At 60.8% G+C, this 23918-nt stretch carries 20 protein-coding genes and 1 pseudogene; 10 read left to right on the top strand and 11 right to left on the bottom strand.

Going from position 1 to position 23918, the window contains the following annotated elements; all coding sequences use genetic code 11:
• Positions 1-30 precede the first annotated feature (30 nt).
• The 4 genes from AB4Y79_RS16945 (at position 31) to AB4Y79_RS16930 (ending at position 3616) form a co-directional block, all read left to right on the top strand.
• Positions 31-768, top strand: coding sequence for an alpha/beta hydrolase domain-containing protein (locus tag AB4Y79_RS16945; protein WP_441864190.1), 738 nt, complete (start codon positions 31-33; stop codon positions 766-768).
• Positions 769-800: 32 nt separating this feature from the next.
• Entirely contained in the window at positions 801-2432 is a 1632-nt protein-coding gene (locus tag AB4Y79_RS16940; protein ID WP_441864187.1) for an amidohydrolase, read from the top strand.
• Between the two features lie 122 nt (positions 2433-2554).
• Entirely contained in the window at positions 2555-3013 is a 459-nt protein-coding gene (locus AB4Y79_RS16935) for a DUF3237 domain-containing protein (RefSeq protein WP_434326567.1), read from the top strand.
• A 45-nt stretch (positions 3014-3058) separates the two neighbouring features.
• Positions 3059-3616 carry a MarR family winged helix-turn-helix transcriptional regulator gene (locus tag AB4Y79_RS16930; RefSeq protein ID WP_434326566.1) on the top strand — a complete coding sequence of 186 codons (558 nt, stop codon included), beginning with the start codon at positions 3059-3061 and terminating at the stop codon, positions 3614-3616.
• A gap of 71 nt (positions 3617-3687) precedes the next feature.
• Here the strand turns inward: AB4Y79_RS16930 and AB4Y79_RS16925 are convergent.
• The 10 genes and pseudogenes from AB4Y79_RS16925 to AB4Y79_RS16880 form a co-directional block, all read right to left on the bottom strand.
• Positions 3688-4301: pseudogene (locus AB4Y79_RS16925) on the bottom strand (transposase); the annotation flags it as partial.
• Positions 4302-4381: 80 nt separating this feature from the next.
• Complete coding sequence (locus AB4Y79_RS16920) at positions 4382-5857, bottom strand: alpha/beta hydrolase domain-containing protein (RefSeq protein ID WP_434326565.1); 1476 nt, start codon at positions 5855-5857, stop codon at positions 4382-4384.
• 26 nt (positions 5858-5883) lie between these two features.
• Entirely contained in the window at positions 5884-6258 is a 375-nt protein-coding gene (locus AB4Y79_RS16915; protein WP_434326564.1) for a nuclear transport factor 2 family protein, read from the bottom strand.
• A gap of 81 nt (positions 6259-6339) precedes the next feature.
• Positions 6340-7956, bottom strand: coding sequence for an amidohydrolase (locus AB4Y79_RS16910; protein WP_441864183.1), 1617 nt, complete (start codon positions 7954-7956; stop codon positions 6340-6342).
• Complete coding sequence (locus tag AB4Y79_RS16905) at positions 7953-9662, bottom strand: dipeptide ABC transporter ATP-binding protein (protein WP_434326562.1); 1710 nt, start codon at positions 9660-9662, stop codon at positions 7953-7955. The genes AB4Y79_RS16910 and AB4Y79_RS16905 overlap by 4 nt, the downstream gene beginning before the upstream one ends.
• 74 nt (positions 9663-9736) lie before the next feature.
• Entirely contained in the window at positions 9737-11302 is a 1566-nt protein-coding gene (locus tag AB4Y79_RS16900) for an ABC transporter substrate-binding protein (protein ID WP_434326561.1), read from the bottom strand.
• A 14-nt stretch (positions 11303-11316) separates the two neighbouring features.
• A complete protein-coding gene (locus AB4Y79_RS16895; RefSeq protein WP_434326560.1) occupies positions 11317-12288 on the bottom strand; it encodes an ABC transporter permease in 972 nt (323 codons plus the stop codon).
• A complete protein-coding gene (locus AB4Y79_RS16890; protein ID WP_434326559.1) occupies positions 12285-13244 on the bottom strand; it encodes an ABC transporter permease in 960 nt (319 codons plus the stop codon). Before AB4Y79_RS16890 ends, AB4Y79_RS16895 begins: the two co-directional genes overlap by 4 nt.
• Positions 13241-14968 (bottom strand): CocE/NonD family hydrolase, encoded by a 1728-nt coding sequence (locus tag AB4Y79_RS16885; protein WP_441864179.1) that lies wholly within the window; start codon positions 14966-14968, stop codon positions 13241-13243. Before AB4Y79_RS16885 ends, AB4Y79_RS16890 begins: the two co-directional genes overlap by 4 nt.
• A gap of 3 nt (positions 14969-14971) precedes the next feature.
• On the bottom strand, positions 14972-16279 hold the full coding sequence (locus tag AB4Y79_RS16880) for an NtaA/DmoA family FMN-dependent monooxygenase (protein ID WP_285241525.1): 1308 nt from the start codon (positions 16277-16279) through the stop codon (positions 14972-14974).
• 460 nt (positions 16280-16739) lie between these two features.
• On the opposite strand from AB4Y79_RS16880, the gene AB4Y79_RS16875 reads away from it, so the two are divergent.
• The 4 genes from AB4Y79_RS16875 (at position 16740) to AB4Y79_RS16860 (ending at position 20354) form a co-directional block, all read left to right on the top strand.
• Positions 16740-17315 carry a MarR family winged helix-turn-helix transcriptional regulator gene (locus AB4Y79_RS16875; protein WP_434326557.1) on the top strand — a complete coding sequence of 192 codons (576 nt, stop codon included), beginning with the start codon at positions 16740-16742 and terminating at the stop codon, positions 17313-17315.
• Positions 17316-17352: 37 nt separating this feature from the next.
• Positions 17353-18498: a flavin reductase gene (locus tag AB4Y79_RS16870; protein WP_285241523.1), complete on the top strand. Its 1146-nt coding sequence runs from the start codon at positions 17353-17355 to the stop codon at positions 18496-18498.
• Positions 18499-18615: 117 nt separating this feature from the next.
• The gene (locus AB4Y79_RS16865) at positions 18616-18768 is read left to right on the top strand and encodes a hypothetical protein (protein WP_434326556.1); all 153 of its coding nucleotides are present in this window, start codon (positions 18616-18618) and stop codon (positions 18766-18768) included.
• A gap of 464 nt (positions 18769-19232) precedes the next feature.
• Positions 19233-20354, top strand: coding sequence for an agmatine deiminase family protein (locus tag AB4Y79_RS16860; protein WP_441864173.1), 1122 nt, complete (start codon positions 19233-19235; stop codon positions 20352-20354).
• Positions 20355-21012: 658 nt separating this feature from the next.
• Here the strand turns inward: AB4Y79_RS16860 and AB4Y79_RS16855 are convergent.
• Positions 21013-21579, bottom strand: coding sequence for a PadR family transcriptional regulator (locus AB4Y79_RS16855; protein WP_441864170.1), 567 nt, complete (start codon positions 21577-21579; stop codon positions 21013-21015).
• 185 nt (positions 21580-21764) lie between these two features.
• On the opposite strand from AB4Y79_RS16855, the gene AB4Y79_RS16850 reads away from it, so the two are divergent.
• Positions 21765-22859, top strand: a complete 1095-nt coding sequence (locus tag AB4Y79_RS16850; RefSeq protein ID WP_285241522.1) for an aromatic ring-hydroxylating dioxygenase subunit alpha — start codon at positions 21765-21767, stop codon at positions 22857-22859.
• Positions 22860-22894: 35 nt separating this feature from the next.
• Positions 22895-23905, top strand: a complete 1011-nt coding sequence (locus tag AB4Y79_RS16845) for a PDR/VanB family oxidoreductase (protein WP_285241521.1) — start codon at positions 22895-22897, stop codon at positions 23903-23905.
• The last annotated feature ends 13 nt before the right edge of the window (positions 23906-23918 follow it).

Genomic DNA, 23918 nt, shown 5'->3' with positions numbered 1-23918 from the left:
CCACTGAAGACCTAGGATGAGGCACTCCACATGATTTACGAGCTTAGCGGTGCAACTGAATCACCATCGCACCTCCCCCAGCAAATCTCGGAGAATGTTGCCGTAATCAAGGACTCTGGCTACGACATCCGAGAGTTCACAATTACCGAAATGGGACGCCAGTTCGCAGAAAACAACGGCGCTATGCCCCACCCGGTGCTCGCAACGTCTTATTTCACTAACCATGTCATCACTGTCGTCCCGCTCCGACCTGAGAGGTTCAGCGGATATGTCCATTTAGAGCTTCTGAACCCTTCCGGCGGAGTGGAGTCGTCCATGTTTTGGCCCGATGCAGCCGGGTACGTCCTGCGGCGTGCCGACGCCTACGTAGGGCTCACCTGCAAGAGCGTCATCGTCGAGGCGCTCAAGAGGAGCGCGCCTGACAGGAATGCACGATTGTCGGTGGAGTATGACGGTCTTCTCTGGGACGCGATCGCAGCGGTAGCACGAGCTCTCCGTGCCCCCGCAGGTGGCGGACTGCTTCCGGGCCTCAAAGGGGCGGAACGAATCGTCGCGAACGGATCGTCGCAGTCAGGCAGTTTCCTCCGCAGCTATCTGTCGGGGCATCGTGCACTCTCAAGAGGTGAAACGCGTGCTCTGTACGGATCGCTACAGGTGTATAGGGAACGCGTTGAAAGGCGAATGGCGGAGCTCGTCGAGCGGCGTTGGTACCTACCTGAGCACACCCCTGCTGCCCTTAACCTCGCCCTCGGCGGCGTCCGATTCTGATGGTCCGAAATGAGCTCGACAGGAGACAGGCAATGAATTCCACGATTTTTACAAACGGTTCAGTCTATGTGACCGGGGTCGGTTCGCGACCGGCCTCGGTCGGCGTTGTCGATGGTGTTATCGCTGCAATCGGCCCCCGCGAGGAAGTGCGCGACCGAGTCGGTCATGCTGATGAAGTCGACCTTGCCGGCGGTCTGCTGAGCCCGGGTTTCATCGATGCCCATTTACATCCGATGATGGGAGGCACGGAACGCGGTCAGTGCGATCTCAATCATGCGACAAGTCGTGACGAGGTTCTGCGGATCATTGCCGAATTCGCAGCCGCCCTGCCCAAAGATGCGTGGGTGGTCGGCGGAGGTTGGCAGCAGGACCTTTTCCCAAACGGCCTGCCAACTCGCCAGGATCTGGACGCGGCAGCGGAGGGCCGCCCGGCCGTGCTACGCAGCGCGGAGAGACACAGTGCCTGGGCGAGTAGCGCGGCTCTACGTGAGGCGGGCATCAACTCGACCACACCTGATCCTTCCGACGGTCGCATCGAGCGAGAAGCGGACGGCTTCCCATCCGGGGCGCTGCACGAGGGAGCCATTATACTCGTCCAGTCCATCGCGCCCGAACCTGACTTGCACGCAATGCATCGCGGGCTGCTCGTTGCCCAGGATCACTGCTTCTCGCATGGGATCACCGGCTGGCAGGATGCCCTTCTCCGAATCCATGACAACGGTGTTGATGCCCTGGACGTCTACCTTCACGCATTGGCTCGTGGCGACCTGATCGCAAAAGTTCGCGGAGCTCTGTGGTGGGATCGCAATCGAGGGACTGACCAGGTTGCCGAGCTGATCGATCGTCGAGATCGTGCACGAGAATGGGCCCCCCGATTCCGTGCCGACTCCATTAAGATCATGTTGGACGGCACCTGTGCCAACTTCACCGCGCTGCTAACCCAGCCCTACCACGACAGTCACGGCCATCCGACCGATAACCAAGGAATGCGGCTGGTACCGTTTGAGCAGCTGGGGTCTGCCGCCAGGCAACTCGACGCCGCCGGCTTCCAAATGCATTTTCACGCCCTCGGCGATCAGGCAGTTCGTGATGCACTCGATGCGATTTCGCCCCTTCCCCGCCCAGCCGAGCGACGACATCACTTGGCACACTTGCAGGTTGTGCAGCCCAAAGATGCGGATCGTTTCGCCGCGCTCGGGGCGATCGCGAACCTGCAACCGCTTTGGGCCCAGAATGACGCGTATATGCAGGATTTGACTATTCCGTTCCTGGATCCTGACCTTCGCGGGTTGCAGTATCCCTTTGGAACCCTAGAGAAGGCTGGCGCCCGGTTCGCGGCCGGAAGCGATTGGCCCGTCTCCGACATCAATCCAGTCGCAGGTATGCACGTTGCCGTAAACCGGCAAGCTGCGGGAGCCCCGGGCACCGAGCGCTTCCTTCCGGAGGAAGCATTGTCGCTGACTTCGATTTGGGATGCATATACAGCTGGTTCTGCCTACCTCAACGGACAAGAGGACAGAGTTGGCAGGCTTTCCGTCGGGTATGACGCCGACTTTGCGATCTTCGACGTTGATCCATTCGCCCAATCTCCCGAGCAAATTGGTGAGGCACGAGTGACGTCGACTTGGGTCGACGGACGTGAAGTTTTCTCTCGCCACGTTTGAGCCTGGGCGGAGCGCGGAAGCGCCTTCTCCCTGCATCTGTCTGTTTCCCTAACAATCTCACAATGTCCGGATCCCGGGCACGATCATGTCTCGCGGAATCCGATCCGCAGAAAGGAGCCCCCATGCGTGAACCAGGGCTAAAACTTCTCTTCGAGGCCACCGGCGACCTCTCACCAACCGTCACTATCGGTAACACTGCCCAGGGACTCGAAAGGGTAATTCCTATCCCCGCAGGAGGGCCATTCGAGGGCCCACGTATCCGAGGAACCATGGTCGGAGGCTATGACTGGCAATTGACCCGGCCGGATGGCGTCACCGTCATCGATGCGCTTTATCTTCTCGAAACGGACGACGGCGTCCACTTGCGCTGCCGCAACCGCGGGCTTCGTCGCGGGGATCCGGCTGTTATGCAGCGGTTGGCAGCTGGCGAAGATGTGGACGCTGACGAGTACTACTTCCGATGCGTGCCCGAATTCTCCGCTCCAGCCGGACGGTACGGATGGCTCAACGACAGCGTCTTCGTCAGCACGGGCGCGCGGTACCCTGACGCCATCAAGGTTCGCTTCTACCAACTGACATGACGCGCGGCAATGTAACCGACGTACCGCGAAGCCCAAGGTATGGTGATGACGATGACAGTGCAACAGGAACCGCCGAGTCCCCCTGACGACAGCTTTCTAAGGTTCGTGAAAGCGGCCGGGGATCGCACCGTTGCCGAGCTGGGGCATCTCGGAAGTGGACCCGGCGTGATATTGACGTTGCTCCTGCGGCGCGCTTCGCGGCTGATGGCTGATAGCGACACACTTGAGCTTCCCGACGGGCTCACCTGGGCAGGCTTCCGCGTTTGCTTCACCTTGTGGGTCGCCGGCCCCCTTGAACCCCACCGTCTGGCCTCATTCACGTCCATGAGTCGCGCCGCAATTAGCGCCGCACGCAAAGCGCTCGAGGCCCAACAGCTCGTTACATCTGTCGCCTCATCCACCGACCAGCGTTCAATTCTCATGTCGCTGACGCCAAAAGGTGGCGACCTCACCCGCGAGATCCACGAACGCGCTATGCGTAACGCTACTGCAACGCTTAGCGCCCTGACACTCCCCCAGCAGCACATGTTGGTAGGGCTCCTCGGGCAGCTCGTGGGCGATGATACGACCGACATCGATCGGTCCGTCACTGACTTGGGATGAGTGATGGATGGCCATGACAGTGCTTTGGCGATTTTAGAGGTCGTAAGAGGTGAGGGACGGGTCTTGGTGCGTCAGTTGCGCCAGATCCCGGAGGCAGGTGCAAGGAGTTTTGAGGCGGCTCGTGCGTAGACACCTTCGAGGGTACGCCCGCCGTGGTGTTCCAGGTCGAGTTGGCCTTTGAGCGTGTCCAAGACCGACTCTAACCATTGGCGGATCCCGCCGGACCGCCCGAACCGTGGTTTCACGTCTTTGCGGATCGGCCGGATCAGCGTGACACCGAGGTCTTTGGTGATGAACCGTTCAAAGTGATGGCCGGCGAGGATGACGCCGGCGTGGATGTGCCTGTGCTCGCGCTCGAGCAGCGCCTGGGCGACTTCGCGTTCTCCGAGTTCAGGGTTCGCGAGCCTCAAATCACAGGCATGCCTTCGGGGGTGATAATCAGATAGAGCCGGAATCCCCAAAAGAAGCGCCAGTGCGAGGCGCAGGACCCACAGTCTGCGTGGCCGGACAAGTCGGAGCGTTTGACCGTTCCCCGCGACATACTGCAGCGCAGCGGAGTGGAGTCGATAAGGCGCAGGATCTCGTGCCAGGACGGGCCAGCGTGGTGGCCGGAGACTAGCGGTCCTGCCGCCGGGACGCGCTTATCGTACCCGGACTGGTCCGGAATCTCCGGGAAGTGGCGGGTTTAACACCCCCGCCAACAATTGGCAGACCCCCGGCGCAAACAGCATCGGGGGTCTGCTCTGCATAAGGCCTAGCTAAGAATTACTCATCTAGGTGTGACGGGTATTTTTCACATGCCGCCCGTATGGCCAGCTCCGTGTGCTCGGGCAGTAGCCAGCCCTGGCTTACCAGCTGGGCAGCACGGCGCCTTGCCAGCTGCGCATATGCGGCTTCGCCGCCGTATCTGGCATCGGCCTCCGCCCGCGTGAAGGGGACGTGTTCCCAGGGACGCATGATGTGTCGTTGGCTAGGCACGACATGCATGCGTGCCAGGGGCAGCTCGATCTCCAGGTAGCGCAGTCCGCCCATCGCGTGCCCGGTCTCATCGTGTACTGGGACGATCCCCGTGTAGTCGACCCCCAGAGTGTCGCGTGTCAAAGCTCTTGGCACATCGAACGGGATCGGGTCTGCCCGCGGGGGCGGGGTGCCTTCGCTCCACAGCACCAGATGCGTGATGGTGGCCGCGATGAGCCATTGGCTTCCATTGTGGCGCGGCGGATCTTCGCTGTCGAGGTCTTCTCCATCGGACAGCCCATTCTCAGAGCGTCTCGCTGAGGTAGGAAGTAGCCCTGTCTCATGGCCCCGAGCTGGCACCTGGTAGCAGCGGTACTGGTCGCCAGGCAGGTCGCTGTCAGGGCGTTGGTGCCAGAGGTGCTGCACTGCCTCGTCCTCGCTGAGGTATTCGATGACCGGAACCGGTGGCCGGCTGATGGTACGCCTGTGGTCATCAAGAGCAATAAGGCCGGGCAGCGACCCAGTTGGAGTGAAGCTCGTATCCAGCTCCATCTCCCCGTCTCGGTCGATTTCGACGTAGCCCATCGGACCAAAGCCTCCGCTCGAGACTCCTATGAGGTAGCCATCTATAATCTGCGACTCTGCTTCGCCGCCGTTGGGCACCCCTCCAGCGAGGGCGGACGAGTGCTCCTCATGGAACCGCTCCGAGAGGTAACTGCGGAGGAAGCTTCCGGATTGGGACCAACCAGTGGCGAAGCGCCTCGACGGCGCACGCAATCCAAGGAGCATACCTCCAGCCTCCTCTTGATGCGTTGCCCCCGCTACTGAACCCAGAAGATCCCAGATCATGCTGTCATGCGGGATCAAAAGTGATCCGTAACGCTCCGGATCGCGGCTACGAAGGTCAGCAATAGTTACCGACTTGCAAGTCACCCCGAGGTAGGCATCGCCGCGGGCCATCAGGTGGAAGCCGGCGTCTGGCCAGAACATCGGGAAGTCTGAACCGCTTGAAGGGTTCAGTAATTCAATATGGACGACGCCGCTGAAGTCGGCGTCACGCTCCGGAGCGATAACCATCACCCGTGTGGCGTATCGCTCAGACGAAGGGATGGCATCGGGTGTCCGAAAAACGCGGGCTTCACCGGATACCCGGTACTCGCGGCTTCGATATCCTGCCGAAGCCAGCGATGGATGCGTCAGCGTGTCCCACCCATCCGGGGACAGGAATGGGGGTCGGTCCGCGAGTTGGGCAATCTCTTCTACGAGAAGGTTCAGCTTGGGCATTTCACATTCCTCTGTTTTGAATCTACTCATCGAATTCGAGTGATCTTTCGCTGGTCGAGCGTATACGTCATTTCTCCGGCCAGTTGGATGATCTCGCCCTTGACGTAGGGGCGGAGCGGAGAGTCCGGCCAGTCCTCGATGACTTCGAGCGTGTTCTGGACCAACGCGCGGATATGCGTCTCGTCGGCCTCCAGAACTTGCGCACGGACGTTCTCGCGCAGATGGCGCCACGCCACTCGGTAGAAGTCAAAGAATGCGTCACGGCCCACGAGGTCGTCCATCGCGCCATCCCAGTCAAAGACGATCTCGCTGTGTAGGTAGCGCTGGAGTGCGCCGATGTCCTGTGAATTGAACGCAGACAGATAATCGTCGTACCAAGTTTTAAGTGAAACATCCTGCATGGTTGATCCTATTCTTCGAATACCGTACTGAATGAGGCGGCGGTGGCTCCAGAGCGAGTCATGATCGGCCGTGGGCCGCGTTCACGTGCGCCGCCCGGCCACGAAGGTTGCAAGAACCGGCACATCCTCTAGTGCATCCGCCTCGACTGTCAGCGGGTCTGATTCAAAGATGGTGAGGTCCGCGAGAGCGCCCAGTGCGATCACACCTTCGGTTGTCTCCGTGCCGTGAAGAGTCGCTACGGCCGACGTGTAGGCCGTCAGTGCCTGCCTGGCCGTAACTGCTTCCGCGGGCAGCACGGGGTCCATATCGGTTCCGGGTGCGCGCCGCGTCCGCGCCATGGCCATGATGGTCCGTGGATCGAACGGCCCGGTTGGCCAGTCCGAACCCAACGCCACGACGACTCCCGCCTCGATAAGGGAGCGTACACGGAAGACAGTTCCGGTTCGCTCGGCAAGTCTGCGCGAGAAGACACTGGAGCCATCGACACCGAGTGACATGGCAGCATGTGCCGGCTGCATGCTGGCGATCGCGCCGCTAGCGGCGAACTCATGGACGAGGTCGTCGTCGGCAATCTCGACATGTTCGATGCGGTGCCGTGGTGAATTCTCCCGCCGTTCAAGCGAGGCGATGACGCGCAGCGCGTGTTGGACCGCGGCGTCACCAATGGCGTGCGTTGCCGTGGAGATCCCTGCGTCGTGGAACTGCCGCAGGGCGGCCGAGTACTGCTGGGGATCGTCCCAGACTGAACGGGTCGATTCGCCGAAGGTGTCCGCTTCGCGGAGCCACGCTGTACCGTTGTCGATTGTGCCGTCGAGGAAGAACTTGGCCCCCTCGATCATCCAGTCCCTGCCACCTACGCCTTGCATGCGTATGATCTCATCGATCATGTAATCGCCGTCTTGCGCCCCACTGCGGCATACCGGTGAGAGCCGGACCCGCAGCGGCAGGTCTGTGTCTGTTTCGATCAGCTCGAGAGCAGACACACAGCTCTGATCGAACGTGAGGGAGTGTGTCGCGGTCAGGCCGCTGGCCGCCATCTCGCGCAGCAACTGCAGGAGTGCGTCGGCGCGCTCCCGGTCGCTCTGCACGGGCGCCATGTCTTCGACGAGCCGCATCGCGGCGAACTCTTTCAGGTATCCAGTCGGTGCTCCCGCCGTGTCGAGCACCACCTCGGCAGCGCCTGGCAGCGGAGTCGCCCCGGTAATCCCTGCCTCTTTCAACGCGCAGGAGTTCGCCACACCAGCATGGAAGTCAATAAGACGGAGGAAAACGGGATTCTTCGGGCTTCCAAGGTCGAGGGGTTCACTGTTTGGGTCTCCCTCGAAAACTTCGGGATGTAAGTCGCGACCGATGATCCACTGACCGGGATCCAATCGCGCTGCCTCCGCCGAGAGCCTCGCGGCCAGTTGCCTCGAATTCTGGACTTCACCAAGGTCGATGCCGCGCATGCCGAGCAAACCGTGCACCGGGTGTGAGTGCGGGTCCGACAGACCAGCGCAGACAGTAGCGCCGGCGAAGTCGTGGTGGGCTGTGGAGCCGGCTACCGGCCAGTCAGCCACTTCGGCGGAAGTGCCGAGGGCGACGATTCGGCCTCGTCTCACTCCAAGCGCGCTGATTCCGGTTTGGCCTCCCTCACCGGTATCGATGCGCCCGGCCGTCACGACGAGGTCGAGGGGAATGTGGGAGTCACTGATCATGCTGTATTCCTTTCTTGCGCCAGCTCGGTGGCCTGAAGCAGCTGCTGTGTGTATTCCTCGCGCGGGGCTGAAAACACCGTTTCTGTTTCTCCGTACTCGATGAGTTCCCCCTGCCGCATTACGGCCACGCGGTGCGAGAGGTGCCGGATGACCGCAAGGTCGTGCGAGATGAAGAGCATGGTCACGCCCGTGCGCGCTTGGATGTCGGCTAGGAGATTGAGGATCTGCGCCTGCACTGAGACGTCGAGTGCGCTGGTTGGCTCGTCCAGCACGATAAGTTCCGGGTCTGTCGCCAGGGCGCGTGCAATTGCGATGCGTTGACGCTGTCCACCCGAGAATTCGTGCGGGTACCGACTTGCCGCGTCGGCCGGAAGCGCGACAAGTTCGAGACACTCCTCCACTCGCGCCGCGACGGCGGGGCCGCGCCGGCCTTGGGCTGACATGGGCTCAGCGATCGACCGGCCTACGGCGTGCCTTGGGTCAAGGGTGTCGTTAGGGTCCTGAAAAACGATTTGTACTCGACGGCGATGGTCACGTAGTGCACGACCCCGCAGGGTTGCGAGGTCCACTCCTTCGTAACTTACCGTTCCGCTTGTTGGGGCCTCGATACGCATGGCCAGCTTCGCGAGGGTGCTCTTTCCCGAGCCCGATTCACCGACCACACCGAAGGTCTCGCCGCGACGTAGACCGAAAGTGATGCCCTTGAGCGCTTGGGTATGACCAAAGGACGATGTGCGGTAGTCCTTGGTGACCGCGTTGAATCGAACGAAGGATTCGGGCCCCTCGGGATCCCAGCCGCTGAGCGTCGGGGTTGGCTCGACGAGCGTCAAGGTCGTCGCTGAGGGGCGGTCCTCAGAATCCGCCGACGATGTCTGCCGCTCCATCACTTCGCTGACGACGCTCAACCGTGTCCGGGGCGGGATATGAGCTCCAGGGGCGCACTGAAGTAGTGCAGCAGTGTAGGGGCTGCGGGGGGACTGCAGCACCTTCCCTGCCCTGCCTTCCTCCACGATTCGGCCCTTGTACATGACGTTGATGCGGTCGCAGTTGGCGCCGATCATCGTCAGATCGTGGGAAATCAAGAGGATGCCCAGATTGAGCCGGTCCCGAAGCTCGAGCAGCAGAGACAGGATCTGGGTCCGTACGGTGACGTCGAGCGCAGTGGTCGGCTCGTCCGCGACCAGCAGTGCCGGATCGGCCGCGAGTGCAATGGCGATCATTACACGCTGCCGCTGGCCGCCCGAGAGCTGGTGGGGATATTGGCGCATGCGCATCTGTGGATCCGGCATGTGTACCAGTTCAAGGAGTTCAAGGGCTCGTGCGCGGGCTGCCTGGCGAGTCGCGAGCTTGTGGATACGCATTACCTCGACAATCTGGTCGCCGATGGACATTACCGGGTTGAGCGCTGTCATTGGCTCCTGGAAGACCATTGAGGCCACTCGCCCGCGCATCGCCCGGAGCTGACGTTCGCTGGCTGTTAGAAGGTCGCGTCCTGCGACCTCCAGGCGCTCGGCTTGGATCATGGCACTCGGTGGAAGCAGCCCCATTGCGGCCGTGGCGATCGTCGACTTGCCTGATCCGGATTCGCCGATTATGCCGACGACCTCACCTGGGGCGACATGCAGCGAGACGTCGGATACCACGGGCGCGCCCGTGCCGTAGGCGATGCTGAGCCGCTCGACGTGGAGGGCATGCTGCTGGTTCATTGCTCGGTCCTTAGTTTAACCGGGGGGTTCCCGCCGGAAGGCGGGAACCCCGTTCGCTGTTGGGCTTGGACGTCTCAGCCTTGGAGCCAGGCGTCTTTCAGGTGAATCCGGCCCATGAAGGGGTCGGGCTTGTAGCCCTGCACCTTCGTGGAGAGGAACTCGTAGCCGAGTACGCGCGAAGCAGGAATCAGCACCAGTACATTTTTGGTGTATTCGTCTGTTGCCTGCTGAGCCAGCTTTTGACGCTTCTCGGGGTTCGGCTCGTGGATCATCTGCAACACAATTGCACGGGCCTGTTTGGCATCGGGGTTTTCTCCCCAGAAGTCGAGCACGCTCCCGCTTGTAGGCGCGAAATAGCCACTGATGTCGGACTGGGCGATGGCCGGGATCATGATGAGTCCGGAGGGAGCTGGCGCTCCGCCGAAGATCGCTGAGATCGTTGACCAGGCTTCTGCTTTGAGGTTGAGTGTGATTCCGACACGCTTGAGCTGTTCTTTGATCACTTCGAGGATGGGGACATCGGCCGCATTGATGTCTCCCGCGTAGGTGAGGTCGATGGAGATATCGCTGAGCCCCGACTTCTTTATTAGGCTCTTCGCCTCCTCGAGGTCGTGCTTGTAGTAAGGAGCATCAGCGGGATTCTGCTCGAGTTTGCGCGGATCGCCTGGCGGTATCGGCAGTGCTGACTCGCCCTTACCGGTCATGCCCACGCGGATGATCTCGTCGCGGTCCATCGCGAGCGAGACGGCACGGCGTACGTCGATATTCTCCAACGGCGTCCCGGCTGCGGAGATCATCAGGGACATGTTCCGCAGCACGGGCGCGGCGCCCGCAACGAATCCCGCGGCCTTGGCCTGGTCGGCGATGACTGGGTCGGTGACCTCAGCTGCCTCAAGAAGGCCTTGCTGCAGCATAGCTAGCCGGGTGGAGTTGTCGGGGGCTTGCACCCATTCGATGCCGTCGAGTTTGACGTCATTGGCACTGTGGAACTTCTCGTTCTTCTTAAGCGTGAGCTTGACGCCGTCCTGCCAGCTGTCGAAGACGAATGGGCCGGAGCCGTCGGCCGAGCGCATGCGCTCATCCTTGGGGGTGCTCTCGTACCATTGCTTGCTGAAGATAAACATGCCCGACCATGCCGAGGCAATCGGAAGGAAGGACCCGTTCGGCTGGTCGAAGGTGACTACGACCTTGCCGCCGTCGGCGACACGCGCCTGTGAAAATCCAGCGAGCTGGTCGGGCGCGTTTGGCGCGGCGGCGGAGATTGAGTATGCGACATCCTCGGGGGTGAGCGGTTTACCGTCTGCGAAGGTGACGTCATTGCGGATGGTGAAGTCGAATGTCCTGCCGTCGGCAGACTCTGTCCAGGCGCTGGCGATGCCCGGCTGGATTTTGCCGGCTTCGTCGACGGTGAGCAGCGTCTCGTACATTTGGGCAAGCACGATGCGGTTGGCCAGAGCTTGGGTACCTTCGACAGGGTCCAGACCACCGACTACCGGTAGGGAGTCGACGCCGTAGCGGAGCACCCCGCCAGTTCGTGGGGAATCTTGTGACGTTGGGGCCGGGCCGCTGCAGGCGGTCAGAGCAAGTGTGGTTGCGAGTGCGGCGCCGATGCCGACTCGCAGGAGCGTGCGTTTCTTCATGCTTGATACTCCAATCAATAAATGTCGGTAGTGCGTGTGGTGGTGTGCTGCTGGTGGGGGTCGGGCGTGAGGTCCTCCGTATGCTTCGTGGCCCCGCGGGCCGGTCTCCAGCCGGCGATCAGCGCCATCAGGGCGCTCCACCGGGTGCGGGAGCCGCCGCGAATGACCCTCTGTAAACCATCAGCGAGCAGGTTCCAGGCGACCACTTGCAGAAGAATGAGGATGGCAGGCAGCACGATCAGATGTGGATACACGAGCATGTACTTTTGAAACTCATTGACCATTCGGCCAGCGGAGGGGCTCGGGGGCGGCGTACCTTGGCCGAGGTAGCTAAGGGTGGCCTCGACGAGGACGGTCTGGCCAGCGATGCCGGCCGCGGTGACAAGCAGGGGCGTGAGTACGTTCGGAAGGATGTGCCCGGTCGCAATGCTCCAGCGAGAGCACCCTGCAATCTCGGCTGCAGTCACGAAACCGCGTTCTTGGACGGCGAGCATGGGACCTCGCATGATGCGCGCGAGCACCGGGGCGAACAACACCGTCATGGTCACAAGAAGTGTGATCATTCCTGGCCCAAGAATGGCTTTCACTACGAGTGCCAGGAGCAGGCCGGGAATCGAGAGTACAAGATCGGCGCCGCGCATGATAATCAAGTCCCAGAGACCACCGAAGTAGGATGCGACAAGTGCCAGGGCTGTGCCCACAACCGCTGCAAGGAGCGTGGCAACTACAGCGAGCAGTAGCCCGCTGAGCGCTGCGGTCGAAAGTCGGGCCGACATCTCTCGTCCTAGATTGTCGGTGCCGAGCAGGTGCTGGGGTGATGGAGCGGACAGGGCGGTGGATCCATAACCCTCCGCATCGACTCCGGGCAGCAGGCTCGTCAGCGCGAAGAGCGCAAGGCCGGCGAGCAGAGCGATTCCGAGCCACAGCTCCCAGTTTCCGCCTCGCTTGTGTGTGTAACGCCTTGGGGTTTGTGCGGTTGCGGTCACTTCTTCACCAGCCTTACTCGAGGATCAATCAAGGGGTAGCTCACGTCGACGAGCAGATTGATCACGACGTAGAACGCGCCGAGGATCACGACGTAGCTCTGGATTGCTGGGTAATCGCTCGTGTTCATAGCCGTGATAAGTGCGGTCCCCATCCCAGGCAGCGAGAACACGTTTTCGATGACGACGGTGCCACCGATTAGAAGTGCCAGCGAGGTTCCGATGACTGTAACGACCGGGATCATGCTGTTACGGAGCGCATGTGCGAAGACGAGCCGTAGATGAGAGGCGCCCTTGGCGCGCGCGGTGCGAATATAGTCCTGATCGAGGGCATCAAGCAGCGAGCTGCGTACATAGCGGGTCAGCACGGCCCCGCTTGCGAGACCGAGCACGATGCCAGGAACTAGCAACGACATGATGTTCTTTGTAGGGCTCTGCTCCCACGGCACGTAACCAAGTAGGGGAAGGCGGAGCGTCAGCGAGTTGACGACCACCACGAGGGTCGCGGCGATGAACTCCGGGAGCGCGAGCAGGATGAAGGCGAGTGCTCGGATCGAGACATCGGGTATCCTGCCACGCCAATAGGCCGAGGCCGTTCCGAAGCACAATCCGAAGATCACCGCGACGATTGTGCCGATGACGGCCAGTTCGATCGTTACGGGCAGGCGGGTCGCGACCTGATCCTGGAGCAGTACGGGCAAGGTCAGCGAGCGGCCGAGGTTGCCCGTGAGAAGTCCGCCGAGCCATGTGAGGTACTGCTCGGGCCAGGGCCGGTCCAGACCTAGTTGCGCCCGGATGGATGCGATGTGTTCGGGTGTGGCGGAGTTGCTGTTGACGATGTTGGCAACCGGGTCCCCTGGGATAAGCCGGACGATCAAGAAGCACAGCACCGAGAGGGCAAACAGCACAGCAACTGCGGCTGCTACGCGTCCTGCAATATAACGGAGCAATGGACTCACCACTGCCCGTCGCGGACAGAGGCCTGGTCGACAGGTATCCGCAGACGACTGTCGTAACAGGGCCCCGCCAGAAGTGTCCAGGCGCCGCGGTTGCGCAGATCCTCGTGCAGGATCTGCAGCGGAGGACGTCCGGCAACTGGGGGCCGCACGTTGTAGTCTCTGCCTTGCACCACAAGCATCAGGCTCTCGCCTGCGGCGAAGTGGGTCGCCTGTGGCCAGACCTCAATCTCAAGTGGTACGGGCACTCCGGTTTCGAGCGTCTGTTCGCCCGTGTGCGGGTGCCAAGGTACGAGTGCTGTCGAGCGAACCGGGTCAAGTGCGCGATGGCTTGCACGTAGCCATCCAAGGGCGACCGGACCATCGGAGAACAGGGCATTAATGGGAAAAGTCACTTCGTCTCCAGCGCGATCCAGCTTGCGCACGATGACGAAAACGTCTGCGTCGAGCGCGACCTCCGGATCGGTCCCTTCGCCAAGGTCGACGCGCAGCCACAGCCGAAGGGACATCGGGCCGATGAGGTCGGTGTCGCGGTCGAAGACGTAGCGGAGCTCCACTGACTCACTGAGTGGGTCGATCCGCAGCTCTCCGGCTGGTGTGACCTCAGGGGTGAGCTGGCGGGTCGCCATGTCAAGGTTTAACGAACGGTAGTCCCCAGCAGGGGGCCAGAAGGCTTGCTCAACCCACCGTGCGCGATTCTTGCGGGGATCGTCCCGTACCTCGAGCCGTACACTCGGCCATCGCTCGAGCCCGCGGTCCTCCCCCTTTAGGAAGGTGTCAAAAAACGCGAGTTGTCTGGCCCGGCTTTCCGGGGCGTAAAACTGACGCCATTTCTTCTGGCCGTGCACCTCAAGCCACTTTTGTTCGGAACCTATTGCGGAGTACGCCGCGAGCGTGCCACGAGTGTGGAGGCCGTGGTCGCTCCAGGACGCGACCACATATGCCGGGATGTCGATCTCATGCAGTTGCCCGTATTTATCGGCATAGTAGGGATCGTCGAGTGGGCGGGCTATTACGTTCGCCTCAGGATCTTCGGTGCCGTTCAGCGAGTACGAAACATTCTGGGAGACCCGTGGCCGGAAGCCAGTCTCGGGGATGCCGCCGTGGTAGGCGAACTCCCGATACCAATCCGAGAAGCACTCCCACGGGTTGATGGCCTTCAGCGACGGCGGACGAGCAGCTGCCGCCTGGTACTGACTCCCCGCCAGGTAGGACACGCCCAGCATGCCGACGTTACCTGAGCACCAGTGCTGGCTGCCGATCCACTCGATAGTGTCATAGAGATCCTCGCGTTCCTGGGGGCCGTTGTGCGGGAAGATTCCCTCCGAATGCCACAGTCCGCGTGGGTCCACGAGCACGACGGCGTAGCCGTTCGCGCACCAAAATACGGGATCGGGCGCCTCGAAGCCGGTCAGAGGCGAGATCCACTCCGGGTCAACGTCTGCCCCCGGGAACATGCGGTCCGTGACCCAGTGTTTTCCGTAAGGTCCCCATGCAAGCAAAACAGGGTAAGCCTCCTCGAACTCCGGGAGGTAGGCGTCAGCATAGATGGTCGTGTTGTCACGGAGGACGATGGCGAGGTCCTTCTCGAGCCGCAGGCCATGTGTCGTGATACTCTCCCGCCGCAGAGGCGGCGGCGCCGGCTTGCCGACGACCTCGCTCGGATGAACGCCAGGCCGAGTGATTGTCGTTCGTGATGTCTTCATGGTTCCCTCGCTGATCGTCATCGGTCAGAACCGCACATTCGGGCGGGGCAGGCCCAGATGGTCGCGCAGAGTATTACCTGTGTATTCGCTTCGGAAGATGCCGCGGTCCTGTAGCTCGGGCACGAGCTTGCTGCAGATACGTTCGAACCCGTCAGGGTTATAGGGAGCATTGAGGTTGAAACCGTCGCACGCCCCTGAGTCGAACCACTGCTGCATTCGATCTGCCACCGTGGATGGGGTTCCAACGATCCACTGGTGGCCGGTGGATCGTGCACGATCAAGAACCAGCTCGCGAAGGGTAAGGCCGCCGTCCACGGCCTTACTCCGGAAGATGTTCTGCCTGCTGCTCAGCCGCTCCGGCGCTGGGAAGCGGTCTTCCGGGACACGGTCATCGAGGTCGATGTCATCGATATCGATACCAAGCTGGGCTGCGATCTCCAGACGCCCTTGACCGTAGTCCAGCAGTTCCCCGAGCGCCTGCGCAATCTCATTCGCCTCGGCTGCAGTGTCGGCGACTACCGGAACGATGCCCGGCAGGATCTTGACGTGGCCGGCGTTGCGGCCGGCTTCCGAGATAAGCCCTCGACACTCCTCGGCGAACTCCACAGCAGCGGGAAGCAGAGACTGGGCGGTGTAGATTGCATCAGCAACAGCACTTCCGAGTGCCTTGCCTGGCCCTGACGAACCGGCCTGCACGATCACCGGGCGCCCTTGAGGTGAACGCGGCCCCGGGATTGGACCCTCGACGTTGAAAAATTCTCCTTCGAAATTGAGCCGGCGTAGCTTTCCCGGATTGAGCCATTGACCGGCGGCACGGTCGACGAGCACTGCGTCATCCGACCAACTGTCCCAAAGCGCGAGCACGACCTCCACGAACTCTTGCGCACGGCGGTAACGCTCGATCGGGTCAGGCACTTGTTTGATTCCGAAGTTGGCGAACCCGTCCGTTGAGGTTACGACATTCCACCCTGCCCGGCCGCCCGAAAGGTGGTCCAGTGCGGCCAGTTGACGAGCCGCGTTGTAGGGCTCGGTGAAACTGGTCGAGAGCGTACCGATGAGGCCGATTTTCGTCGTGCGGGCTGCGATGGCAGAGAGCACGGTCATCGGCTCGTAGAAGCCGTTCATCATCGTGTCACCGCGCATGGCTCCGTTTGCATGGGAGATGTCGCCGAAGAATACCGCGTCCAGTTTGGCCTTCTCGGCCATCTGCGCAAGAGATACTACGAATTCGAGGCCCGGGACCTCTTCGGCGCGGCTACCGGGAAGCCGCCAGCTGTTGCGGTGGTAGCCCAAGGGCAGCAGGAAGGTCGTGAGGGTCATCTGGCGGGTCATGCGATGCCTTTCGGGTACTTGGGGTCAAGGGAGAATTGCGGCTTTCGCTGGTAGTCAGCCACACAATCCCGATCGCGTTCTGCCAGGGCAGCCCACGTAGTCATAGTGAAAAGCGGAAATCCGCTCTAGAGATCCGTAGCAAACAATCCGGGTGGGGATATCGGCCTCTGCCGTTCGGTGACGACTTTGACATTGACGCTCCATCCATTTTGGCAACTTCACTGCGGCGCCTTACTGGCCCGGCTCGATCGTCTTCGGCGGCTCCACTTTGTGCTGGAGATCACGCTAACACCGCTTCGCAAAGTAGTCAATGAGTGAACTACTTTCAGAGAAAAGTCGGCCGAGAGCCTTGCTTTTGCTGGAGAATGAACCCAAGATGGTAGCAAATAGCTGAACTAGTTCCACAGATCGAGGGTTCTAATCTGGGAGCAGACCTCCTATCGGGGCAGAGAGAGTGCAAATGAGCGAAACAGTCGAATCTCCGGACCTTGCGACGGTTAACCAGGCCGGGGACCGCTTTGGCACGTTCCTTGATCGTGCTCGGAGCCGCGCCCGTGACGAATTCGCCGATGCAAGATTGGAGGACGCCGCCGCAATCGGTTTGCTGCTTCGCCGCGTCAATCGCCTCATGTTAAACGACGCGGAGGATGAGGTATTGCGGCCAGCAGCTCTCTCCTGGACCGAGTTCAGGGTCTGCTTCTCGCTATGGATAGCGGGTCCGCAGCAGCCGCACGAAGTTGCAACCTCTACAGCTATGAGCCGGGCCTCAGTCTCATCCACGATGAAGACGCTTAAGAAGAAAGAGCTGGTCACGACGCGCGATTCCACGACCGACCTGCGATCGATCGTTATGACCCTAACCCCAACCGGTAGCGAGTTGGTAAGCCACGCGCACGCCAGGCATCTCGCTCTCATCGACGAGTGGCTCAACCCCCTCTCCGCACCCGAGCGGATGGTTTTGCAAGGACTCCTCGGCCAGATCATGCTCGGGCCGCGCGCCCGGCCCTATGCCGACGGACATGCCGTGAACAGCTGACCGCGACGAAACTCCTCAAATACACGAAAGGCCATTCATGCCAGTGAACCTCCCGCAGCTTCCTCCCATCGATGACGTCGCATTTCGCAACGTCATCGGCCACTTCGCCTCCGGCGTAACCATCATCACCACCACCGAAGGTGACCAGCTTTTCGGTACTACAGTCTCGGCCTTCAGTTCACTTTCAGTTGACCCGCCGATGGTACTCGTCTGCTTGAACCAATCGAGCAGCACGCACGATGCACTCCTGAGCACCGGGAAGTTCGCTGCGAATGTGCTATCGTCCGCCCAAGGCGAGTTGGCAGTACGATTTGCCCGTCCGCTTGATAATCGTTTTGAGGGGCTTCGGCTTGAGACCGGGGCTGCAGGCCAGCCACTGCTTCCCGGTCGGCTCGCAGGTATGGAATGTGCCGTGGAAGAGACGCACATCGGGGGTACCCATACCGTCTTCTTCGGGCGGGTGCTTAGCGCGGAAGCCCACCTCGGTGAGCCACTCGCCTACTACCGCGGACAGTTCGGGGAGTTCCATGAGACCCGTGAACGTCATGCATTCCTGGCTGCTCGCCGCTGGATCCTGCAGCGCGCGGTGACAGTGGGCAGTGAGGTCGACCTCGAACACATGGCATCAGACTTTGGCATCACGACGACTACCGTCTACAACACGCTGATGCGGCTGACCGCAGCAGGGCTGGTGGACAAAAACGAGGCCGATGGTTCCTTCACCGTCACACCGCTAACGGCAGATGCAGTGGATGGCGTGTATCGCACCCGTTATGCGCTTGAGAGCGGCGTGATCGATAAATACCTTAGCGACGCAAGTGATGACGAGATCGCATCGCTCGTACTGAACGCCCAGAATCTTGCCGCGATGCCGCTGGAAACCAGCGGTGACCTGGAGGCTTTCCTCGAGCTGAACCTTGACTTCCACGCTGCGGTCGTCGGGCTGGCGCACTCACGCGACCTGGTCGACCGCTTCCGGGAGTGCAGCCTCGCTGCGGCTTGGCTGGGAACCTACGACGACAAACTTTGGCAGGAGCGCCGCGGCCACAATCTGCTGGCATCCTATGTGCGCGCCCTAAGCGAACGCGACGTGGACGCTGCAAAGGGACTTTTACGTGAGCAGAACGATCTCGTCCGCGGTGCCGTCCGCAGCGCTGTACACGCTTGGGGCGGAGTGTTCTAAATGGCTACTGCCCTTTCCGTCTCAACGCACTTATAAGGAAAACCGCCAATGGAACCGGACCTCAGAATACAAAGCAAGCACGGTCCCGAAGATAGCCACGAGCTTTTAGGACGAATTGTGAAGGTCATGGAAGCGGGCACCATGGTCCGGGTGGGACGCGTTGAATGCGTGAGCGCGAACGGAGACTTGATCTGGATTGAGGCTTCAGGTTGTGAACCCAGGGCCCTCTACGGCCTGGCGCTTGGCCACAGCGTTGTTCCCGTGGAGTAACAACGTGAGCACGGATGGCGTCACCGCCGGTAGCAGAGCAGGCTGCTATGCAGATGCTTCTCCTCGACAGCGTGATAGTCGTGTGACATCGGAAGCAATCGATTCACAAGGAGAGCATGGATGTCCTGTCGAAGACCTTCAGCCCGGCGAGTATATCCAAGCCTGGCACAACGGGAAGATCTATCACTCCGGAAGCGTCGTTAGGACATTTCCTCCATTGGGGCTGGTCAACCTTTTGAGCCCGGACGAGACCCGAGTGCGTCTCATCGATGCGGAGGTATTTCTCATCATCAAGACCCACGGACAGGTACTCGTGGAGCTCTGATGGGGTCTCCGACGAACCTTAGAGAGAACCAACGGCAGTCCAATATTGACATTTCCAATAAAGGGCCGTCCGGGCAGGCATCGTCGACGCGTATGGCCTGCTTCGGAGCCCCTGACGAATCGAAGGAACCGGATCACACATGACCTCCGCCGATATAGCAAAAGCCGCATCTGCCGCCCCTCTTGCCGCCACCCTACAAAGCCGTATGCCAGCCGAATGGGAAACGCATGACCGGACCTGGATGGCCTTCCCTCCAGCCAACGCCACCTTCGGCGCTAAGGGAAGCCCAACCTTGGAGCGCGCCCGCACCGCTTGGGCCACCGTAGCGCAAACGATCGCCAGGTATGAGCCGGTGACCGTCCTGGCTGACCCCGGCGACTTGGACGCGGCCAGAACTTGGCTTGGTGGTGGTATCACCGTCATCGAAGTGCCCTTGGATGACGCGTGGCTAAGGGACAGCGGCCCCACTTACACGCACCAAGCAGATGGGTCCCTGTCGGCCGTCGACTGGGTCTTCAACGGCTGGGGAGCCCAAGCCTGGGCTTCGTGGGGCAACGACCAGAACGTGGCCCGCGCTGTAGCGTCCGCAGCCTCGATACCGGTCAAGCGGAGTTCCTTGGTGAATGAGGGCGGCGGTTTCCACGTAGACGGTCAGGCAACCGTTCTGTTGACCGAAACCGTTCAGCTCGATCCGGGCCGCAATCCTGGCGCAACCAAGGAAAGCGTCGAAGACGAGATTCATGCGGCGCTGGGTACCACCAAAGCCATTTGGCTGCCAAGAGGACTCACTCGTGACTACGACGAGTTCGGCACCCGCGGCCATGTTGACATCGTGGCGGCATTCGCGGGCCCGGGCACTATACTGTTACATCGCCAAGATGACCCTACACATCCCGACTACGCTGTCTACCTACAAGTCAAGTCCGTCCTGGAACGCGAGATTGATGCTCAGGGTCGTCCGCTGCGCCTTGTTGACGTTCCAGCCCCTACCACGCTCAGAGATGAAGAAGGCTACGTCGATTGGTCGTACATCAACCACTACGTTGCCAACAACGTCGTCATCCTTTGCGCTTTCGATGACCCAAATGATGCCATTGCGCAAGGGATTTTGGAATGCGCCTACCCTGGCAGGACGGTGGAACTGGTGGATGCCCGGGACATTTTCGCCTTCGGCGGCGGAATCCACTGCATTACCCAGCAACAGCCCGCGCCGGCTTCGGGCAACGGGAAGCGAACACGGCATGAGCGCTCAACGTCGTAGAGGCCACCATCACTCTGCTGCGGTCGGCGTCGAAAGCAGGTGAAATCACTAACGAGCAACTGGTGCGCCGGTACCTGCAGCGGATCGAAGAATTTGATTCGTCCGGGATGTTCCTCTACGCACTGGTGGTGATCAGCCCTGATGCGATCAAAGAGGCGACCGCCTCCGGTAGACGGCGAGCAATGCAAGCGGTGCTTGGGCCCTTAGACACAATCCATTTGGTAGTCCGCCCCGCATTGAGCACGACGCCGTTAGGGTCCGCTCCATGCACCCGCCCACCTCCGGCAGGCGCCCCTCGACGCTCGTAAGAGTTAGTGCCGAGCGAGTGGTCGTGCACCGCCCCTCCGGACAACAACCAATGTGACGATGACAGCCCGAGCGGCTTTGCCACGACTCGCAGGGGCAGGGGTTGCCAGCCCCTCGCATGGGCACGTGCGGATGAGGCATGGCTCAGGGCCACCACGGCTCTCCGTAGTACTCGCCTGAAATTGGGCTGATGTTGGCTGGGATATGCATCTGCGCCGGGATTTCTTGGGCTCGTTGGAGGGCGTTCTTGGCCACCAGGTAAAGAGCTGCCGCGGAAGCCGACCGGGGAATGCGCAAGGCAGACCTGCACCGGAGGTCCGCCGGAAGTTAGGAGCCAATCGGCTTGTTGCAGTCAGGAAGCACCATCTAATGAATCAACGAGTTTCAGGCCGCGTCGGGCCCACTCTATTTCCGTCTCAGCGCGGGCGATCAGACCCTCATAGGTGAAGATCTTGTAAGCGGTGGTGCGCCGCCGGTCCGCTTCCGGGGTCACGGCGAGGCGTTTGCTCAGCATCACATTCGTGCCCGTCCGCAGTTCATTGATCATGCCCTCCCACTGTCGCCTGCGGAGAGTGTGGTAGTAGATGTGGGCCTGCATGTGCGCCCGCGCAGACTCCGGGTCGGCCCATTCCAGATAAGCCGCCTTCAGGTGCACCGGATCCCGCTCACGGGAGTACTCCAACGGTGTGTTCATCCACGCCCGGAACGCTGCAATGCCGGACCCCGTTATCCGATACCGCGTCTTCTTGCTGTTCGGACCCCAGGGTATTTCTTCCGCGGCCAGGAGCTCGCCCTTTTCCATCCGCCTCAGCTCCGGGTAAATCTGCGAATCCGGGGCATGCCACACATACGCAACTGATGATTCGAAGCGTTTTGACAGGTCGTAACCCGTCATCGGCTCCACCGACAGCAGCGCCAACAGTGCGTACCGGAGACTCACAGAATGACCCTCTTTTCCTTCAACTCTAGTCAATAACTATATCCATAGATAGTCTGGAATCAAACGCACTAACTATGCCGATAGTTATCTAAGTGGGACAGTCCATCGTTCCCTAGCAACCCTTCGGCGCCATTGTCGACGCCCACTGTGTATGAAGGAAAACCATGACTGCTGCCAATACCCAGAGCTCCACAACCAATAAAGTTCTCGGCTATCCCTTGAACGTCTGGTACGTCGCCGCCTGGGACAAGGAAGTGACCCGTCAACCAATGTCGCGGAAAGTCGCCGGCCGCTCGCTGGCGCTTTATCGCACAGAGGACGGCAAGGCAGTGGCCCTTGCCGACGCCTGTTGGCACAGGCTCGCGCCGCTGTCCCTCGGCAAGACCCTCGGCAAGGACCAGATCCAGTGTCCCTACCACGGCATCGTGTACAACTCGGCTGGACGCTGCGTCTCCATGCCAGCGCAGGAGACCATCAACCCCAGCGCAACGGTTCCGTCGTTTCCCGTCGTCGAGCGCCACCGCTACGTGTGGGTTTGGCTCGGTGACCCAACCAAGGCCGACGCCGGGCTGGTGCCCGACATGCACCAGTTGGATTCATCGGCGTGGGCAGGCGACGGCGAAACCATTTACGCGCCGTGCAATTTCCAGCTGGTGCTGGACAACCTGATGGATCTCACCCACGAGGAATTTATTCATTCCTCTTCCATCGGACAGGACGAGCTGAGCGAATCGGACTTCGTTGTTACCCACGATGACAGCACCGTCACCGTTGCACGCTGGATGTTCAATATTGATGCTCCTCCGTTCTGGCTCAAAAATATGCGCGACAAATTCCCAGGCTTCGAAGGCAAAGTCGACAGGTGGCAAATCATCACCTACCGATCCCCGTCAGTGATCAACATCGATGTTGGAGTCGCCAAAGCAGGGTCAGGAGCATTTGAGGGTAACCGCAGCCAGGGCGTAAACGGCTTCGTGATGAATGCCATCACCCCTGAAAGCGAGAAATCCTGCCACTATTTCTGGGCATTCATGCGCAATTATCGCCTCGACAGCCAACTGATCACGACTCAGTTGCGGCAGGGAGTCCATGGTGTGTTCGGTGAGGACGAAGCCATGCTTAAGGCCCAACAGGCTGCCATTGATGCCAACCCGGACTACGAGTTCTACAACTTGAACATCGATTCCGGCGGCATGTGGGTTCGGCGCCTGATCGAGCGACAGCTGCAATCCGAAGGCCGTCTGGTTTCCCTCGCCTAGAGCGGGACAGACAGAACTAAAAAGGTGAAATTGACATGGCAGCAACAAACATAGAGGTCTGGCAACGGGGAACAGTTGTTGAGGTCCAGAAGATCGCCACCAACATCCAACGGATCGTACTCGCGTCGGATCTTCCCAAAAAAGCAGAACCTGGCACACATGTTGACGTGAGGGTCCGCATTGAGGGGCACGAGGACACGAGGTCCTACTCAGTCGTCGAGTCAAGCGAGGACGGCACGCACCTCGTCATTAGTGTTCTGAAGGTTCCCCTGTCCCGGGGCGGATCGATCTTCATGCACAACCTCAAAGCGGGCGATGTGCTTGAATTCACGCAGCCGTTGCAGAACTTCCCACTCCGAGTCGGTGCCGAACGCTACATCTTGTTGGCAGGTGGCATAGGCATCACTGCGATGACCAATATGGCCAAAGTCCTGAGGAACCTGAGCTTGGACTACACCTTGGTCTATGCCGGCCGCAGCCGCGCGGCGATGGCCTATGTGGAGGAGCTACGGCAGCTCCACGGCGAGAAGCTGGCCGTCCACATCGATGACGAGGGAACGCCGCTGAACGTAAACGAACTCGTCGCAGGCGCCACGGACGATACCGAACTGTACATGTGCGGGCCCATCCGTCTCATGGACGCCGTCCGCCGTACCTGGATCGAACGCGAACTCAGCTACCCCAACCTGCGCTACGAAACATTTGGCAACAGCGGCTGGCACGACCCGGAGGAATTCATCGTTCGGGTTCCGAATCTGGGACTGGAAGTTACGGTGGGACAGGAACGCTCCATGCTCGAAGCTCTCGAGGATGCCGGCGCGGATATGATGTTCGATTGCCGGAAAGGCGAATGTGGACTTTGTGAGGTAAGAATCCTCAAGCTTGACGGGGCCATCGACCACCGCGATGTCTTTTACAGCGCCCGCCAGCGGGCCGCCACCGAGAAGATGACATGCTGCGTGTCACGGGCAGTCACCTCACGAAAAGGCCTGATGGCCAGCGCCTCCCTCCCCGGCCCCGCGGTGGTGACCGTAGAGATTTCCTGACCATAGCGAATGT

The sequence above is a fragment of the Pseudarthrobacter sp. YAF2 genome, from assembly GCF_052113345.1.
Classification (GTDB): domain Bacteria; phylum Actinomycetota; class Actinomycetes; order Actinomycetales; family Micrococcaceae; genus Arthrobacter.
Note: the sequence above shows the minus strand (reverse complement) of the source record. Positions and strands in the feature narration are given on the sequence as shown.